Here is a 17,325-nt window from a genome sequence, read left to right as displayed (position 1 = left end):
TAATGACCATGGATGCTCTCCCCCTGTCTGCCGCCATTGCCTCTCTGCAACAACACAAGGACCAGCAGCGTTGGTCATTGCGCGACCTGTTTGCCACTGATGCAGAGCGGGCGCAAACCTTCTGCGCAGAAGCTGCGGGTATTTATCTGGACTACAGCAAGAACCTGCTGAGCACAGACACACTGCAACAGCTTCTGGACTACACAACTACCGCACAACTCAAAAACCGCATCGGCGCCCTGTTCGCCGGCACCAACATCAACAACACAGAACACCGCCCGGCCCTGCACACCGCCCTGCGCTTTCAGGGCGAGCCCAAGTCCGAGCATGAGCAGGCAGTGGCCGACTGCCGCGCGCAGATGGCCCAGTTCGCCGAACAGATTCACAGCGGCACCTGGACCGGCTTTAGCGGCAAGCGTATCCGCCACGTGGTCAATATTGGTATCGGCGGTTCCGACTTGGGGCCGCGCATGGTGTGGGAAGCACTGCGCCCCTGGCACAACCCCGAGCTGACGGTGCACTTTGTGGCGAACATCGACGGCGCCGACCTGAGCGACACCATCGCTCCCCTGCCCGCAGACGAGACGCTGTTTATCGTCGCCTCTAAGTCCTTCTCCACCCTCGAAACCCGCCAGAACGCACTTTCAGCACGCCAGTGGGTGCTCGACGCCGGGTGTGCAGAGTCCGATCTGGAAAAACACTTTGTCGCGGTGAGCAGCAATATCGTCGCGGCCCAGGACTTCGGCATCGCCGCACAGAATATTTTCCCCATGTGGGACTGGGTGGGTGGCCGCTACTCACTCTGGTCCGCCATCGGATTGCCTGTCGCCCTGGCCTGCGGGTTTGAGGTGTACAGCGAGCTGTTGGAAGGTGCCAACGCCATGGACCGTCACTTCGCGGAGGCGCAGTTCGCGCAGAATCTGCCGGTGCTGATGGCGCTGATTCATTTCTGGTACCGCCAGTGCTGGGGGGCCAGCAGCCTCGCGGTTCTCCCCTATGCCCAGCGCCTGGCCAAGTTTCCGGCGTGGCTGCAGCAATTGGATATGGAGAGCCTGGGCAAAAGCGTGACCCGCGGTGGCGAGCACTTGCCCTATCCGAGCGGCGCGGTGATCTGGGGTGCCGAGGGCAGTAACGGCCAGCACTCTTTCCACCAGTTGCTGCACCAGGGCACGGATATGATTCCAGCGGACTTTATTGCCATCAAGGAACCGACGTCTGAACTGAAAGAACAGCACCAGTGGCTGTTGTCCTGCTGCCTGAGCCAGAGCCAGGCACTACTCAAGGGTAAGTCCCTGGCGGAGGCCCGCAAGGAGCTGGAGGCCTCGGGCCATACCCACAAAGAGGTGCATCAACTGGCCCCCCACAAGGTGGTGCCGGGCAACCGCCCGAGCAATACCCTGGTGGTGGAAAAGCTGGATCCGTTCCACCTGGGTAGCCTGCTGGCGCTCTACGAGCACAAGGTGTTTACCTTTGGCTGTCTGTTAGACATCAATCCGTTTGATCAGTGGGGCGTGGAATTAGGCAAGGTGCTGGGCAATGGTGTGCACGCGGCCATTGATGGGGATATCCCAGAGGATTGGGATGGCTCTACGGCCCATCTACTGAAGCTGCTTCTCAAGTAACGCGTAGTTTGGTGGTAATCACTTAGGCGACCCTGTGGCGGCAAAGCACTGGGTATCTGTTTTCAAAACCGCTGTGAATACATCCCTGTACGCTGCGTCGGCAACATCCCTGTTGCCGACGCTTTTGAAAACAGATACCCAGCACTTTGCCTTCGCATCTCACTACGTGCTCCACCCCAAAAGACGTTACCCCTCAGTTTGAGCTAGGCCACACACTTCGAATTTAAGGTGGAGTGCCGGGTGCGGGTTTTCAGGAGCGCCCAGGGATGGGTTCACAGCGGTCCTGAAAACCCGCACCCGGTGCTCCGCCGCCACTTAACTAGCTAGTGGGACCACCACGCTTCGCCCCTTGATCAAGTAACGGCTTAATCAAATCCATCGGCAGTGGGAACACAATCGTAGAGTTCTGCTCCCCAGCAATATCAATTAGAGTTTGCATGTATCGCAGCGTAATAGCGTTCGAGTTCTTGGAAAGCTGATCCGCCGCCTCAGTGAGCTTCCGTGCCGCCTGCGCCTCACCCTCGGCATGAATCACCTTCGCCCGCCGTGAACGCTCCGCTTCCGCCTGCTGGGCGATTGCACGGATCATGCTCTCATCCAGATCAATGTGCTTAATTTCCACATTGGTGACCTTTACGCCCCAGGCATCGGTCTGCTCATCGAGGATTTTCTGAATATCCACATTGAGCTTGTCGCGTTCGGATAGCATCTCATCCAACTCGTGCTTACCCAACACAGAGCGCATCGTGGTCTGGGATAACTGGCTTACCGCCTCGTGGTAGTTTTCCACATTGATGATTGCCGACTGTGGATCGATTACCCGGTAGTACACCACCGCATTCACTTTGACCGACACATTATCCCGGCTGATCACATCCTGAGTGGGCACATCCATCACTACCACACGCAGGTCCACCCGCTCCATCGTCTGGAGCACCGGAATGATAATGATCAGCCCCGGCCCCTTTACCGCCTGGAAACGCCCGAGAAAGAACACCACCGCACGCTCGTACTCCCGCAGGATGCGGATCGCGTACATGACTATCAGCACAACCGCCAGAATCAACAGGCTGGCAAAATAACTGATCATAAGAATGCTCCTTTTTCGCCTTGTAAATGGCTATTCCGGTTGAACCCGAAGGTTCAATCCATGCTCCGCGGTGACCGTCACCAGCTGCCCTTCGGTCAATAGATTGTCACAGTGGGCCCGCCAGATTTCGCCGTCGATTTTTACCAATAACTCCGGTTCCACTTCGATCACCACCGCGGTTCGCCCCACCATGGCCTTGTTCGCGGCCACCTTGGGCTTCCGCAGACTATGACCCACGGCGTACAGTAAACCCAGAAGCCCCAATCCACTGACCGCAGCAATGGAGCCGATCAATGCCTTGGAAACCTGCATGCCCGGCACATCGCTGTCGATCAGCATGACCGAGCCAATCACCAGGGCAACAACCCCACCAATACCCAGTGCGCCAAAGCTCGGTACAAACAGCTCCGCCGCGATCAACAGCGCACCCACGATAATCAGCGCCAACCCTACGTAGTTGATCGGTAGGACCTGTAACGCATAAAACGCCAGTAACAAACAGATCACACCGACAACGCCGGGTACGATGGCGCCGGGGCTGTAGCCTTCAAAAATAAGACCGTAAATTCCGATCAACAGGAGGATATAGGCGATCTGTGGGTTGGTTATCAATGACAAAAGCTCATTGCGCCAATCGGGCTCGTAAGCGACTACCGGTAGCTCATTGATCGTGCTGGCGATCTGTTGCTTGCTGCCATTCAATAGGATTTCACGATTGGGCAGTTGTTTAATCAACCGTTGCTGGTTTTCGGCCACCACATCGATGACGTTGTCCGCCAATGCCTCCTTGGCGGTCAGTGTTGCGGCATCGCGCACGGCTTTTTCCGCCCAGTCCGCATTGCGTCCGTGACGATGAGCCAGACCGCGGATATAGGCCACGGAGTCGTTAATAACTTTGCGCTCCATAGCGCTACCGGATTTTATCGCCCCCGTTTCCGCATCACTTTCATCGCTCCCGCCCGATTGTTTTTCATCGCTTTTATCATCCGCCGATTTGTCGGGCGATCTCTGCGGAGGCTCCTGCTGTCCGGGCATACCGCCAATCTGTACCGGTGTCGCCGCACCCAGGGTTGTCGACGGTGTCATCGCCGCCACATGACTGGCATAGAGAATATAGGTGCCGGCGCTGGCGGCCCGGGCACCGGCGGGCGTGACGTAAGTGACGTAGGGAACCTCAGAGGCAAGAATATGCTGAATAATATCCCGCGTGGCCGCATCCAGCCCGCCCGGGGTATCCATATTTACGATAAACAAGCGCGCTCCCGCTTCCCGGGCGCTCTCGCTGGTGCGAATCAGATAATCGGTGGTCGCAGGCCCGATCGGGCCATTGATGGAAAGCTGCGCGATATGGGGCTGATTCTGCACTTCCGACGGCGCGGAATCTTCCCCCTCCTGCTCCACTTGGGAAAAACCAGAATGGGAAAACACCTGCGCCAGAATCAGCAGCAGGCAGGCGGTTACTACTTTCGAACACCACTGTTGCATAAGTGTTATCCCGGGTGCGAAAGAACAGGAAACACAAGCGTAACAGAATTGAGGAAGAAGACAGGGAAAGGCGCGCCGGTTGCAAATAAGCGACTATTCAGAACCAGCGTGCCGCGCTCTAAGATGTGGGCACTTAATTTGCTGCCAAGTACCGCCTGGCAAACTTGGAATCCATTTTTTCCAGGTCCACCACCACCAGGCCATCCACCGAGTCGCAGAAATCCGGGTCAATATTGAACGCATGAAAACTGGTGCCGCCGGGGCTGGTCACCGCGGTGTATTTCTTGAAAAGTGGCGGTAGAACAACGCCCTCCTCTTTCAGAATCTGCTTCAGCTGCAGCATGTCCTCATTGGCATCACCGTTGAGCTCCGGTAGGTCCGCTCGGGCTTCGACAAACGGCAAACGCGCGTTACCCATGGGCTGCTGGGTTGCGAAGTGGTGGAGGAAATAACGCACGATGGCAGACTTGGCTCGGCGGGAGAAATTACCGGGCATGGAAACCGGGCCAAACAGGTAGCGGCGGTCATTGCGCAGTATCCACTGGCCGATACCACACCACAATAGATCCAGGCCACGGCTGCGCCAATACTCCGGCAGCAGGAAGCTGCGCCCCAGCTCCGCCGATGCCGGCAGGCACTCTTCCGGCGAACGGGAATAGTTGAACAGGGTGGTGCTGTATATCTTGTCTGCGGTGAGACCATCGGTACTTACCAGGCGATAAGCGCCGGCTATTTGCTGGCGCTCTTTGTCCCAAAGCAACAGGTGATCGTACCAGGCGTCAAACGCATCCCAGTCGCGGCTGTTGCCGGTACCCTCGCCCACCGCGCGGAAGGCGATCTCCCGTAGACGGGACAGCTCCCGCATCACCGGGCAATCCGGACGCTGGCGGTAGAGTTTTACCTCAAACTCACTCTGTGCCACCAGCGTCTCACAGTCGCCCAGTACCACCGCCACTTCGGGAGCGGCTTCCGCTCCGGCGATTGGCTCCGGCGCCAATCCCTGGGGGTTTTTGTGCAGGCGGTAGACCTGTTTTTTCCACAGCTTGGCCTGTGCGCGGGGCGCCATAGGCCAGTCTCGATAGTGCTCCGGGGTTACCGGTGTGCCAATGCGGATATCAATCCCTTTGCTGACCTGCTTGAACATTTCGCGAATCAGCCACAGCGTCGACAGGGGCTTGTTCACCATCGACAGACCATACCACCACAGGGAATTTCGCCCGCGTACCTGTACCGGCAGAATTGGCGCACCGGTCTTGTCCGCAAAGCGGATAAACCCGGGGTTCCAGCGGCCATCCCGCACACCCTGAGGAGTCAGCCGCGACACCTCTCCTGCTGGGAATACGATGATCACTCCGCCGGCGCGCAGATGGCTGTAAATACCTTCAACGTCTTCACGGCGGGTGCGACCGTTAAAGTTATCCACCGGCAGTAGATAGCCACGCAGGGGTTCAATATTCCACAGCAACTGGCTGGCCACTGCTTTCACATCTTTGCGTACCCGCGCCACCATATCGATCAGCGCGAGCCCATCGAGACTGCCCAGTGGGTGGTTGGACACTATCACCAACGGGCCAGACGTGGGTATCCGCTCCAGTTCCGCCAGATTGACGTCGTAATGGAAATCAAAGGAGCGGAATACCTGTCGGATAAAATCCAGGCCACCAAGATGCGGGAAGTTCTTGCCGAATTGCTGCAACTGCTGCTCACAACAGATTTTCTTTACCGTGGCAGATACCAGGCGGCGTGCTGGACTCTTCGGCGCAGCACTATACCAAGGGTTTTTTTGCAACAGGTTTTCTAGCTGAATCATGCGGCTACCGCCTCTGTCATGATGCGCGCAATCTTCGGCGTCCGGTGCCAGTGCAGTACGCTTAGGGCGCCACTTTTTTCTTCCACAATGGCGGTCATGGAGTCGACCCAGTCTCCGCAGTTGGCATAAGTTACCGCGCTGTCTTTCGCAGCGCTGTGACGAATACCCGCACGATGGATGTGCCCACAGATAACGCCGTCGAAACCGCGACGACCGGTTTCGCGAATGGCCACCTCCTCAAATTTGTTCATCATCCGTCGAGCCGCATTCACACGATTTTTTACGTGATTGGCCAGAGACCACCAGGGCTTATCGAACCGGCTGCGCCAGTAATTGATCCAGCGGTTGATCCGCAACATCAGGTAGTAGCTCTGGTCACCGATGTGGTAGCTGACAGGATTGATTTCGATGTGGTGTTCAAACTGATCGCCGTGGGTCACCCAGTAGCGCTTGCCATCCGCACTGGTATGCGTCCACTCGCGTTCAACCCGGATATTGCCAAGACGCTTGCCAGCCCAGCTGCGCATGGGCGCATCGTGGTTACCGGGGACATAGATGATTTCCGGCACACGGGTACTGAGGTCTGAGAGCATCTCCAGCAACATACTGGAAGCCTTGCACCAGCTGCCCTTCCCCTGGGACATGGCCTTCATATCGAAAATATCGCCCACCAGGTACACGGTATCTGCGGTGTTCTGGGCCAGGAAATCCGCCAGCCTCTGTGGCTCGCTATCCCGGCTGCCCAGGTGAACGTCAGAAATCCACAGTGCGCGATATCGATTACTCATTGGCAAGTTCCATCCAGATTCCATCAAGGGTTTGGACCACATCAGATGGGATAAAACTTTGCTTGAGTTTTCTTACAAACCGGCGGCTGTTTCTTGAAGCTTCTATTGCAAACCGGCCACAAGGAGGAAAATAGTGACGAAAAGTGATTTTTTGGGGAATAACAGTATGGTTTCCACCATCAGTTGCGCACCCGCTGAATGGTTTCCAGCCGCGATACACTACCCAGATAATCCTGCCAACTGGCCTCCAGTTCGGCGGTCTGGTAGCGCTGGTACTTCTCCCGGTCCAGCCAGTAAACGCGGGTGCGGGCCCGCCGCAGGTCGATCAGTGGCAGTTGATCGATCGCCGCCGATCCCCGCTTGAAGACCGAACCGGCGCGAGAATTCTGAATCATATCGCTGACAATAGTGAGATGGACGTTCTCAGCGGCCGGGTCCAGATGATTGAGCGCCACCACATCGGATAGCGCCTCGTAGATGGGAGAGACCGGTTGCTCGCCACCGGATACCGCGCGGCCGATAGCGTGATCCAGGGGCTGCTCAAAGCGCTGTTTATACAATGCCTGCACAAACTGCTGGTTCGCCGTCAGCGCACTGACGTCTTCCCCGGAGTGCGGCTTGCACAGATTGATTACCGGCTCCGACAACCCGTTGTAATGATCGTCCAGCACGAATATGGAAAAACGATCGTTGACCGCCGCCGACTCCAGCAAGCCCGACAAATGTGTTTTGAGGAAGTGGGTCTGGTGCGCCGAAAGCGTGTCGGAAGCGTCGATAACCACAAGGTGCTGGGCAAAGCGCGGAAGGTGCGGATTGCACAGGGTGACCTTATCGAAATCCCGCGCTGGCGAGCGCACCACCTGCAGCGCAAACACCACCAGCGCTGCCAGGATCAGCGCTCCCAAGGCAAAAATCAGCGTGCCTCTTTTGTCTTCCCTGGACAATCGTCGCCAGGGGCGAGCCCGGCTGAGCGAACGACCGGGTGAGCGACAAGAGCGGCGACGGTGAAAGCCTCCCATCACGCTCTCCGCAAACCGTTGTCCAGTTCCAGTTTATCCACCAGCGCCCCCAGGGACGCCTGAATGGCCTCACAACGACAATTAACCACATCCACCGCATCGCAATAGCTCTGGTCAAGCTCTTCCATGACCGCCTCAAAGGTAATGAGGTCACGCTTATGCTGTTCCAGCCCTGTGGTATTCAGCTGCGGCAGCTTGTCCAATTCGAAGCGCAACAGCTCGCCAAAGTAGGCAGAGCGCCGGTTCATCATGCGAGCAGAGTAGGATTGATAGTACCGCACCAACTCATCCAGAAGCCCCTGTGCCTTTACGATGTCTTCGTGATAGTGGCGATGAATTTCTTCGCTACGCTCGATACTGGCCTTGAACTGGATAAACTGGGCGCGAATGGTTTTTTCCGTATCGGAGATGGTTTCCTGAATGTCCTCCGCCATCTCGTTCACACTTTCAATGGCGTCTTCATGGGCCTCGCGCCACGCCTGCTGTTGCTGCTTTACCCGTCGGGTGATTGCGGTGTAACCAGGGTAGCGGTCATCCACCACAAAGAATTTTGCTGTCAATAGAATCACCGCGATGCCACTGACCACCACCATAATCCAGGAATTGAAATCCTGAATGCCCAGCGGTTGCGCCAGTAAAGTGGTCATCGCCATCTGGGAGGCCGCAAACGGATTGGTCTCCAGCGCCTCGCGGTAATGCCCCACACTGAGCACAAAGATCGCGGCGGCAAACAGTACGCCCACAAACAGTGTGCCGGCACAGAACTTTCTTGCCGGGTTATGGTGAAAACAGTGACGCAGAGAAAACGCAAGGAACACGGCAAAACCGAGATTGATCATGGAGATGATAAATGCCTGGAAGAAGCCACCTACCAGACCAAGCTCACTACCCTTAGACAGAAAAAACGCGTTCAGTACCGTTTCCATGATGACGATAAAAAAGATCACCGAGAGGTGCAGAATCCTGGATTCACGGTATACCGCCTCTCGGGTAAGCCCATTGCGCTGGCGGAACATTTCCAGATCCATACGCTGCGCGGAATACTCCTGCGCGCGCTGCTTGAGTCCGCTCACCAGATTTGCCAGGCGGCCGGCGACCGTCTTCTCCACCAGCGATTCGGTATTTTTCAATTCCTGATGCAGTTGCCGGATATCCACTGCGCTGCGATCGGCCAGTTCCCTGTCCAGCTCGCGCTGACGATTTGCGTGTACCCTGCCGATAATCTCCCGCACCACATAAGAGCGCATGCTCTCTTCGCTTTCGGTATGGTTGCGTCGATCAACTTCAGGGATACCCGCTTTCACGTCGCGCTCGACGCGCTGTTCGATTTTGAGGGCGGTGATGGCGGCTTTGGTGGCCGGAATAGAGGTCATGCTGTCACCTAAAAACTTCCACTACATTTTAGGTTTTCGGGAGGAGTCACTCCCTTTTTCAGCATAGCTGGCAGTGTTTCGCCGACACCGTCGATGCGACAAATGGCCCTTAAAAAGAAATTGTCACGCCAGAATTTCCCCACCTTGGCGCGCCTCTCTACCCACGGGCCGCCATTTCCCTTTTTGCCGCGGCGCGCGGACCATAAACTCCGAACATAAAAAAAACGGGCCAATTGGCCCGTTTTCACATTCTCGATTGATTCCACTCAGTCGGAATCTGTCGGGTGTCGCATGGGTGCCGGAAACGGGAACTGTGCCACCTTGTCGCCCTTCACCTCGTGCACCTTGCCTACGCCCTCTTTCTCCACCTCGTCGATACGCACAATGCTGTGCATGGGGATATAGGAACGCTTCACTGATGAAAACTCGGTCTTCAGCTTTTCTTCACTGGGATCCACCACCAGCTGGGACTTCTCCCCAAAAACGAACTCTTCCACTTCGATAAAGCCGTACATCTCACTCTGGTAGATGGCACGCGCGTAGAGCTCGAACACCTGGTTCTGATTGTGGAAAATGACTTTGTAGATTGGGTTTGCCATAGATCGCTCAATGAGGGGGCGGAAATGTACAAGGGAAATTGCGAAAGCCCCGTGAATTCTAGTGTGCGGGTGGCCTCAGCCACGAAAAGCGCGGAAGGGTACCACTGGATCCAACCCCCGTCTATGCAGCCCCAAACGCGGCCGGTATAATGCCCCACCTTTTGAACTGACCAGTTTTTAACCAGGCCCAACATGTCTATTGAGATGTCCCCCGAGAAGTCCTCCGAACCGACCGAAAAACCGGTGAAGAAGCTCTTTATCAAGACCCACGGCTGCCAGATGAATGAGTACGATTCTGCGCGCATGCGGGACCTGCTGGGCGAATCCCACCAGATGGTGCCCACCGACGACCCGGAAGACGCGGACGTGCTGCTGGTAAATACTTGTTCTATCCGAGAGAAGGCACAGGAAAAATTGTTCCACCAACTGGGCCGCTGGAAGCACCTGAAAGAAAAGAATCCGGACCTGGTGATCGGGGTTGGCGGCTGTGTGGCAAGCCAGGAGGGGGAGGCCATTGCCAAGCGCGCCCCTTATGTAGACCTGGTATTCGGTCCGCAGACCCTGCACCGACTGCCGGAGATGATGGAAACCAAGAAACAGCAGAGCGGTGCCATCGTTGTCGACGTGTCTTTCCCGGAAATCGAAAAATTCGACCGCCTGCCGCAGCCGGAAGCGGACGGGGTAAGCGCCTTCGTTTCAATCATGGAAGGCTGCTCCAAGTACTGCACCTTCTGCGTGGTGCCCTACACCCGTGGTGAGGAAGTGAGCCGTCCGGTAGCGGACGTGCTGGCAGAAGTGGCGCACCTGGCAGACCAGGGGGTCCGTGAGGTAAACCTACTGGGCCAGAACGTAAACGCTTACCGCGCGCCCGGCGAAGACGGCCAGATCGTGGATTTTGCCGAGCTGATCACCTACGTTGCCGCCATCGACGGCATCGACCGCATCCGCTACACCACCTCGCACCCGGTGGAGTTTTCCGATGCGCTGATCGATGTGTACGCGGAAGTACCGGAGCTGGTAAACCACCTGCACCTGCCGGTTCAGAGCGGTTCCGACCGCATCCTGATGGCGATGAAGCGCGGCCACACGGCGCTCGAGTACAAGTCCAAGATTCGCCGCCTGAAGGCGATCCGCCCGGATATCTGCCTGTCGTCCGATTTCATTATCGGCTTCCCCGGTGAGACCGAGCGCGACTTCGAGGCCACCATGAAGCTGATTCAGGATGTGGGTTTCGATATTTCCTTCAGCTTCATTTACTCCGCCCGCCCGGGTACCCCGGCGGCGGATCTGCCGGACGACACCCCGGAAGAGGTGAAGAAACAGCGTCTGCAACTGCTGCAACACCGTATCAACCAGCAGGCCCGGGAAATCGCGCGTCGCATGGTGGGGAACGTGGAGCGCGTTCTGGTCAGCGGCGTCTCCAAGAAAGACCCGGGCCAGTTGCAGGGCCGGACCGAAAACAACCGTGTGGTCAATTTCCGTTGTGACCAGTTGGAGCTGATCGGTAAGTTTGCCGATGTGCTGATTGAAGAAGCACTGCCGAACTCCCTGCGCGGAACTCTGGTGGCTTCTGAGCTGGATGGGCCGCTGAGCTGATTTAACCTTCGGGGCAACCGATTAGTAGGCCCCGAGGCGGCCCTGCTGTCGGGATTCGTTTCCGGGACACGCTACAAGCACATCCATGTGCGCTCGGACACGGCCATCCATGGCCGCGTACGGTCCCGGAAACGAATCCCGACATCAGCGCCTTAGCTTTTGACAACTGTGATTTTCGACCTGTTCAGGGGCGAAAATACTGGGAACTCGGGGTTAAGGCGCCGATACCGATAGCCCTTTGTGAGACCTTCCGCGAGAGGGACCTCGCGGAAGAGCCCCCAGGGATGGGTTCACGGCGTGTCTCACAAAGGGCTATCGGTAGCGGGGCCGCCACACCACCACCTACGAAGCACCACAGCCCACTACGAAGTACCGAATTCCCGAAGCGACCTCAAACCTTCATACTCCCCTGTTATAAGCCACCGGACCGGTTAGAACCCATTCGTCACAAACCGGCCTTTCCCATATTGGCGAAATGGGTATAACCTACAGACTGAACCATCAGACAAAAGGTGCATGGAAACCAATTTGGAAACGCAAGCCCTCGCTCACAGCATCACCCTTGAGCCCAACGACGCTCGCCGCCTGGCCAACCTCTGCGGCCAATTCGATCAACACCTACGCCAGATAGAACAGCGACTGGATATCGAAATCCGCAATCGCGGTAATCAGTTTGCTTTTTATGGAGACGCCAAGTCCGCCCGCGCCGCCGGTGAGATTCTCAATAACCTGTACCAGGAAGCCGGAGCCAATGACGAAGTGACCCCGGAGCAGATCCATCTTGCTCTGCAGGAGTCCGGCGTCGAAGAGCTGACCAATGGGAAACAGCAGATCCAGGAAGGTGAGGACGACCAGGTTGTACTGATCCGCACCAAAAAGTGTTCCGTACGCCCGCGCGGAATCAACCAGCGCAAATATGTACGCGCGGTTCAGACCAACGATATCAACTTCGGTATTGGCCCCGCCGGTACCGGTAAAACCTATCTGGCGGTGGCCTGCGCCGTAGAAGCCCTGCTCAAGGACTCCGTGGAGCGCATCCTGCTGGTTCGCCCGGCGGTGGAAGCCGGCGAGAAACTGGGCTTTCTGCCCGGTGACCTGAGCCAGAAGGTCGACCCCTACCTGCGCCCCCTGTACGACGCCCTGTATGAAATGCTCGGTTTCGAGACCGTAGGCAAGCTGATCGAGCGCAATGTGATCGAGGTGGCCCCGCTGGCCTATATGCGCGGCCGCACCCTGAACAACGCGTTTGTGATTCTCGACGAGAGCCAGAACACCACCCGCGAGCAGATGAAGATGTTCCTGACCCGGATCGGCTTCGGATCCACCGCGGTGATTACCGGTGACCCCAGCCAGATCGACCTGCCCCGCGGCCAGGCCTCCGGCCTCAAACACGCGATTGAAGTGCTGAGCAACGTCAACGGCATCAGCTTCACCCACTTCGGCGCCAAAGACGTGGTGCGCCACCCGTTAGTGCAACGGATCGTGGAGGCCTACGGCGAACACGAGGCGGAAGTGGAAGCGCAGCAGGAAGCCGAGCGCGCGGCGCGCAAGGCCGCCGCACTGCAAGCCGCCGGCCGCGCTGGAGAAGATGCGGCCTGAGGCCGCGCCCATGAACGCCAATCTTTCCGAGAGCCAGTCGCGCTCGCCCGCTGACGTCCACCTGGATGTGCAGCGGGCCACCTCCTGCTCCCCACTCCCCTCTGATGCTGATCTTGCCCTGTGGGCGACGGCGGCGGTGGGCGAGCATCGCCCCGAAGCCGAGATCTCCCTGCGCATCGTCGACGAGGACGAGAGCCAGGCCCTGAACGGCCAGTATCGCGGCAAAGACAAACCCACCAATGTGCTTTCTTTCCCTGCGGACATCCCGCCGGAGCTGGGTCTGCCGCTGCTCGGCGACCTGGTGATCTGTGCGCAGGTAGTGGCGCGGGAAGCGGAACAGCAGCACAAAGCCCTGTCCGCACACTGGGCACACATGGTGGTCCATGGCACACTGCATCTTCTGGGTTACGACCATATCGAGGACGATGAGGCCGAGATCATGGAAAATCTGGAAACCCGGATACTGGGCAGCCTGGGAATCAAAGACCCTTATTTGCCCGCAGAAGAATCGACTGACGCGCCGGCGCACGATGCGCGGGCCGAATAAATGAACAACGGAACCGACGAGTAACGCGGAGTATGGCCACATCCATGACCACCGACGAACCCCCAAGTAGCTCCTCTTCCAACCGCCCCCGATCGGGGGAGAAAAACTGGTTGGAGAAAATACTGGGTGCCTTCTCACAAGAACCCAAATCCCGCGATGAACTGCTGGACATCATCAAGGACGCCGCCGAAAACAAGGTGGTCGATGCCGAAGCCCTGTCTATCATCGAGGGCGCGCTGGATGTATCCAGCCAACAGGTGCGGGAGATCATGATTCCGCGCTCGCAGATGGTGGTGGTCAGCATCGAGGACTGCCCCAAAGACTTCCTCCCCAAAATCATCGAATCCGGCCACTCCCGTTTCCCGGTGGTGGGCGAGAGCATCGACGATATCCGCGGAATCCTGCTGGCCAAAGACCTACTGCCGCTGGTACTGAAAGGCGTGGACGATTTCCGCCTGGAAGAACATATCCGCCCCGCCAATATCATTCCCGAAAGCAAACGCCTGAATATCCTGCTGCGGGAGTTCCGCGAGAACCGCTATCACATGGCTGTCGTAATCGACGAGTATGGTGGTGTCTCGGGCGTGGTGACCATTGAAGATATTCTCGAAGAAATCGTCGGCGAGATCGAAGACGAGACCGACGAGGAAGAAGCGGATAGCTTTATCCGCAAAGTGAGCGACAACGACTTTGTGGTGAAAGCGCTCACCCCCATCGAGGATTTCAACGAATACTTCGAGGTCGAATTCAGCGATGAAGAGTTCGACACCATCGGCGGTCTGATCATGCAGTCCTTCGGCCACCTGCCGGGGCGCGATGAAATGACCAAACTCGGGGAATTCAAATTCCGCGTCCTCTACGCCGACAACCGGCAGATTCACCTGCTGCGCGTTAGTCGGTTCGACAGGCCCGCAGAAGAAGATGGTTGATGCGTAATTCTCTGCTCTTCTCGAGGGCTTTGCCCTCAATGGCCGCCCTGATCGCGGGCGGCCTGCTTACGCTTTCCTTTGCGCCTTACAACCTCTGGTGGTGCAGCCTGCTTTCCATCGGCCTGTTTGCCTGGTTGCTGGCTCCCGGAAAACAGGCACCGACACTTGGCGGCAGACAGACCTTTTGGCGGGCACTGTGTTACGGCTTTGGCCTGTTCGCCACCGGCGGCTCCTGGGTGTATGTCTCCATCACCGACTTCGGTAACTCATCTCCACTGCTCGGGGTGATTCTTACCGGTGCCTTTGTCGGTATTATGGCGGTGCTGTTTGCCCTGCCGTTTATTTTACTCGCGCGCTTCCGCGCAAACCCGGTTTCCTTTGCCCTCGCCTTTGCCGCACTCTGGTTTATCAGCGAGTGGTTCCGCACCTGGATGTTTACCGGCTTTCCCTGGCTGTTTGCCGGTTACGGACATATCCACACCTGGCTCGCCGGTTGGGCGCCGGTTCTGAGTGTGTACGGTATCGGCCTGTTGTTGGCGTTTACCTGTGCGGTATTCGCGCTGCTCGCACGCCGAGCGTTCGGCGCGAACCCGTGGAAATCTCCTGCAGTAATAGCTCTCGGAGTGACTGCAACCCTGATCTGGCCCGCTGGCCTGTTGCTCAAGAACTCCGAATGGACAACGCCCGGCGAAGACTCTCGCACCGTTGGGCTTGTTCAGGCCAATATTCCACAGGACAAAAAGTGGAAGCCGGAATTTCGCGGTGAGACGATTCGACGTTACCAGGCCGCGACAGAAACCCTGCACCAACAGGGCGTAGATCTGGTGATCTGGCCGGAAGCGGCACTGCCGCTGCTGTACCATCATGCACCCAATCTGATGGAAGCATTACAGGGCAATGCACGGGACGCCGAAACCGATCTGATCACAGGCATCCTCTACGACACCGAGAGGGACTACCGCCGTGTAGTGCACAACTCGGCAGCCGTGTTCGGCAGTGAGCAGCAGCTTTACCACAAACGCCACCTTGTACCATTTGGTGAATATGTACCGCTGGAAGACTGGATTCGCGGCACCATCGAATTTTTTAATCTGCCAACGTCGTTTATCCGCCCCGGCCCCGAAGGCCAGGCACCGCTGAACGCGGGCGGGCTCAGCTGGGCACCGCTGATCTGCTACGAAATCGTTTACCCACAACTGGTATCCCAAAGCAGTGGTGACGCGCAGGTTCTACTCACTCTGAGCAATGATGCCTGGTTCGGAAAATCTATCGGTCCCCTGCAACATATGCAGATGGCGCAGATGCGCGCACTGGAGACCCGCCGCTACCTGGTACGCGGTACCAATACCGGTGTCACTGCCATCGTCGCCCCCGACGGCAGCATCACCGAGCAATTACCACAGTTTGAACAGGCCACTCTTATCGGCGAGGTACAGGCTCGCAGCGGTCTCACACCCTTTATGGTGCTAGGCGTTTGGGGCCTACTGACGCTGTCCGCGCTGATGCTATTGGCCGCGGCACTGCTGCAACGCCGTTCGGTAGCGCCCACTGAGGACGTCGCCACAGACGGTGAAGGCACGCTTAGCGGCGCGCCTGACTGACCTATTCACACCGCTCTACCGATTCGCCGGCGGCAAATGCGCCCGTTTGCCGCCGGGTTTCTCCTCTGAACCCAATATTCCCCGGGAATCCGCGGCAAGCGACCTTGCGACTGCTATTATCGTGAGATATTTACCGGGTATCACGCCCGCTGGCCTGGCATATTGCCGGCGCCCTCCCGTCCGCCTCAGGCACACGAAATGCCACCGGCGTAAACGGATACGAAAAAATTTGCACTTTTTAACTGCACAGATCTTTTCCCGGCGCGGCAACCTCTAGCTGGCGCTGGCAGACATAGTGCGGCATGGATGCCAGATTTATGCATTGCTTGATTACCGGCGGCACCGGCCTGATCGGCCGCCAATTCTGCGCGAAATGGCTGGAGCGAGGCCACCAACTCACCGTTCTCAGTCGCACCCCGGCCAAGGTACACCGCCAGTGCGGAGAGGCGGCGCATGCGGTGCGCGAACTACAGCAGATACAGAACCCGGTGGATCTCGTGGTGAATCTGGCGGGTGAGCCCATTTCCAAGCGCTGGAGCGAAGCCCGTAAACAGGAAATCCGCCGCTCCCGCCTCGACACCACCGCCGAGCTGGTGCGCTGGATTCTTTCTCAACCACGCCGGCCCAGGTATGTGCTCTCCGGCTCCGCGGTGGGCTACTACGGTGACCGGGGTGGCGATCTGCTCAAGGAAAACAGTGGTCCGGGAGGTGGCTTCGCCGCTGAGCTCTGCCGCGACTGGGAGGCGGCCACAGATCCACTACAGCAGGCCGGTATCTGTGTGGGCACCATGCGCACCGCCATCGTACTGTCGACCGAGGGGGGCGCTCTGAAACAGATGTTGCCCGCATTCAAAGCCGGTCTCGGCGGCCCCATGAGTTGCGGCGAGCAGTGGATGAGCTGGATTCACGAGGCGGATATCGTCGGCCTGATGCTTCACGCCATCGACCGTCAATTGTGTGTGCCCTTCAACGCCTGCGCACCGGAGCCGGTCACCAACAACAGCTTCTCGCGATTACTGGCAAAACAGTTACATCGACCATGTCTGATGCGCACACCCGCCTGGATGTTGAAAATCCTGTTTGGAGAAATGGCCGAGGAGTTGTTACTGGCAAGCCAGCGCATGGAGCCGCGCACCGCACTGGATAGCGGCTACAGCTTCCAGTATCCCACTCTGGAAAAAGCCCTGGAAGACCTGCTGGCCCCAGCGGGGAGTAATGGCAGTGCCCAGGCTTCATCGCGAGGGCATTGATTGGGGTCTAGATTCGG

General features: G+C 57.7%; 14 protein-coding genes. 7 read left to right on the top strand and 7 right to left on the bottom strand.

The annotated features are described in order from the left end of the window. The first annotated feature begins 8 nt into the window (after nucleotides 1-8). A complete protein-coding gene (gene pgi / locus AAFH99_RS07710; RefSeq protein ID WP_406829096.1) occupies nucleotides 9-1,622 on the top strand; it encodes a glucose-6-phosphate isomerase in 1,614 nt (537 codons plus the stop codon). Between the two features lie 319 nt (nucleotides 1,623-1,941). On the opposite strand, the gene AAFH99_RS07705 is transcribed toward pgi, so the two are convergent. The 7 genes from AAFH99_RS07705 to AAFH99_RS07675 form a co-directional block, all read right to left on the bottom strand. Further along, nucleotides 1,942-2,712: a slipin family protein gene (locus AAFH99_RS07705; RefSeq protein ID WP_406829095.1), complete on the bottom strand. Its 771-nt coding sequence runs from the start codon at nucleotides 2,710-2,712 to the stop codon at nucleotides 1,942-1,944. Between the two features lie 30 nt (nucleotides 2,713-2,742). Beyond that, nucleotides 2,743-4,197 (bottom strand): nodulation protein NfeD, encoded by a 1,455-nt coding sequence (locus AAFH99_RS07700; protein ID WP_043317264.1) that lies wholly within the window; start codon nucleotides 4,195-4,197, stop codon nucleotides 2,743-2,745. Nucleotides 4,198-4,330: 133 nt separating this feature from the next. Beyond that, complete coding sequence (locus AAFH99_RS07695) at nucleotides 4,331-6,007, bottom strand: lysophospholipid acyltransferase family protein (RefSeq protein ID WP_406829094.1); 1,677 nt, start codon at nucleotides 6,005-6,007, stop codon at nucleotides 4,331-4,333. Beyond that, entirely contained in the window at nucleotides 6,004-6,795 is a 792-nt protein-coding gene (locus tag AAFH99_RS07690) for a UDP-2,3-diacylglucosamine diphosphatase (protein ID WP_043317269.1), read from the bottom strand. Before AAFH99_RS07690 ends, AAFH99_RS07695 begins: the two co-directional genes overlap by 4 nt. Before the next feature lie 179 nt (nucleotides 6,796-6,974). After that, nucleotides 6,975-7,700, bottom strand: a complete 726-nt coding sequence (locus AAFH99_RS07685; protein WP_043317271.1) for a hypothetical protein — start codon at nucleotides 7,698-7,700, stop codon at nucleotides 6,975-6,977. 113 nt (nucleotides 7,701-7,813) lie between these two features. Then, nucleotides 7,814-9,187 carry a hypothetical protein gene (locus tag AAFH99_RS07680; protein WP_043317273.1) on the bottom strand — a complete coding sequence of 458 codons (1,374 nt, stop codon included), beginning with the start codon at nucleotides 9,185-9,187 and terminating at the stop codon, nucleotides 7,814-7,816. Nucleotides 9,188-9,453: 266 nt separating this feature from the next. After that, nucleotides 9,454-9,786, bottom strand: a complete 333-nt coding sequence (locus AAFH99_RS07675) for a DUF1820 family protein (protein ID WP_197023776.1) — start codon at nucleotides 9,784-9,786, stop codon at nucleotides 9,454-9,456. Between the two features lie 192 nt (nucleotides 9,787-9,978). Between AAFH99_RS07675 and miaB the strand changes: the two genes are divergently transcribed. The 6 genes from miaB to AAFH99_RS07645 all read left to right on the top strand — a co-directional run bounded on the left by miaB (nucleotide 9,979) and on the right by AAFH99_RS07645 (nucleotide 17,308). Further along, on the top strand, nucleotides 9,979-11,382 hold the full coding sequence (miaB, locus tag AAFH99_RS07670) for a tRNA (N6-isopentenyl adenosine(37)-C2)-methylthiotransferase MiaB (protein ID WP_231491619.1): 1,404 nt from the start codon (nucleotides 9,979-9,981) through the stop codon (nucleotides 11,380-11,382). 516 nt (nucleotides 11,383-11,898) lie between these two features. Then, complete coding sequence (locus AAFH99_RS07665; protein WP_406829093.1) at nucleotides 11,899-12,981, top strand: PhoH family protein; 1,083 nt, start codon at nucleotides 11,899-11,901, stop codon at nucleotides 12,979-12,981. 10 nt (nucleotides 12,982-12,991) lie between these two features. Further along, nucleotides 12,992-13,528 (top strand): rRNA maturation RNase YbeY, encoded by a 537-nt coding sequence (gene ybeY, locus AAFH99_RS07660; RefSeq protein WP_051687083.1) that lies wholly within the window; start codon nucleotides 12,992-12,994, stop codon nucleotides 13,526-13,528. 32 nt (nucleotides 13,529-13,560) lie between these two features. After that, nucleotides 13,561-14,457, top strand: coding sequence for an HlyC/CorC family transporter (locus AAFH99_RS07655; protein ID WP_231491628.1), 897 nt, complete (start codon nucleotides 13,561-13,563; stop codon nucleotides 14,455-14,457). Further along, the gene (gene lnt / locus AAFH99_RS07650) at nucleotides 14,457-16,058 is read left to right on the top strand and encodes an apolipoprotein N-acyltransferase (RefSeq protein ID WP_043317275.1); all 1,602 of its coding nucleotides are present in this window, start codon (nucleotides 14,457-14,459) and stop codon (nucleotides 16,056-16,058) included. Before AAFH99_RS07655 ends, lnt begins: the two co-directional genes overlap by 1 nt. 317 nt (nucleotides 16,059-16,375) lie before the next feature. Next, nucleotides 16,376-17,308 (top strand): TIGR01777 family oxidoreductase, encoded by a 933-nt coding sequence (locus AAFH99_RS07645; RefSeq protein WP_406829092.1) that lies wholly within the window; start codon nucleotides 16,376-16,378, stop codon nucleotides 17,306-17,308. The last annotated feature ends 17 nt before the right edge of the window (nucleotides 17,309-17,325 follow it).

The sequence above is a fragment of the Microbulbifer sp. ARAS458-1 genome (assembly GCF_045348205.1).
GTDB lineage: Bacteria > Pseudomonadota > Gammaproteobacteria > Pseudomonadales > Cellvibrionaceae > Microbulbifer.
Note: the sequence above shows the minus strand (reverse complement) of the source record. Positions and strands in the feature narration are given on the sequence as shown.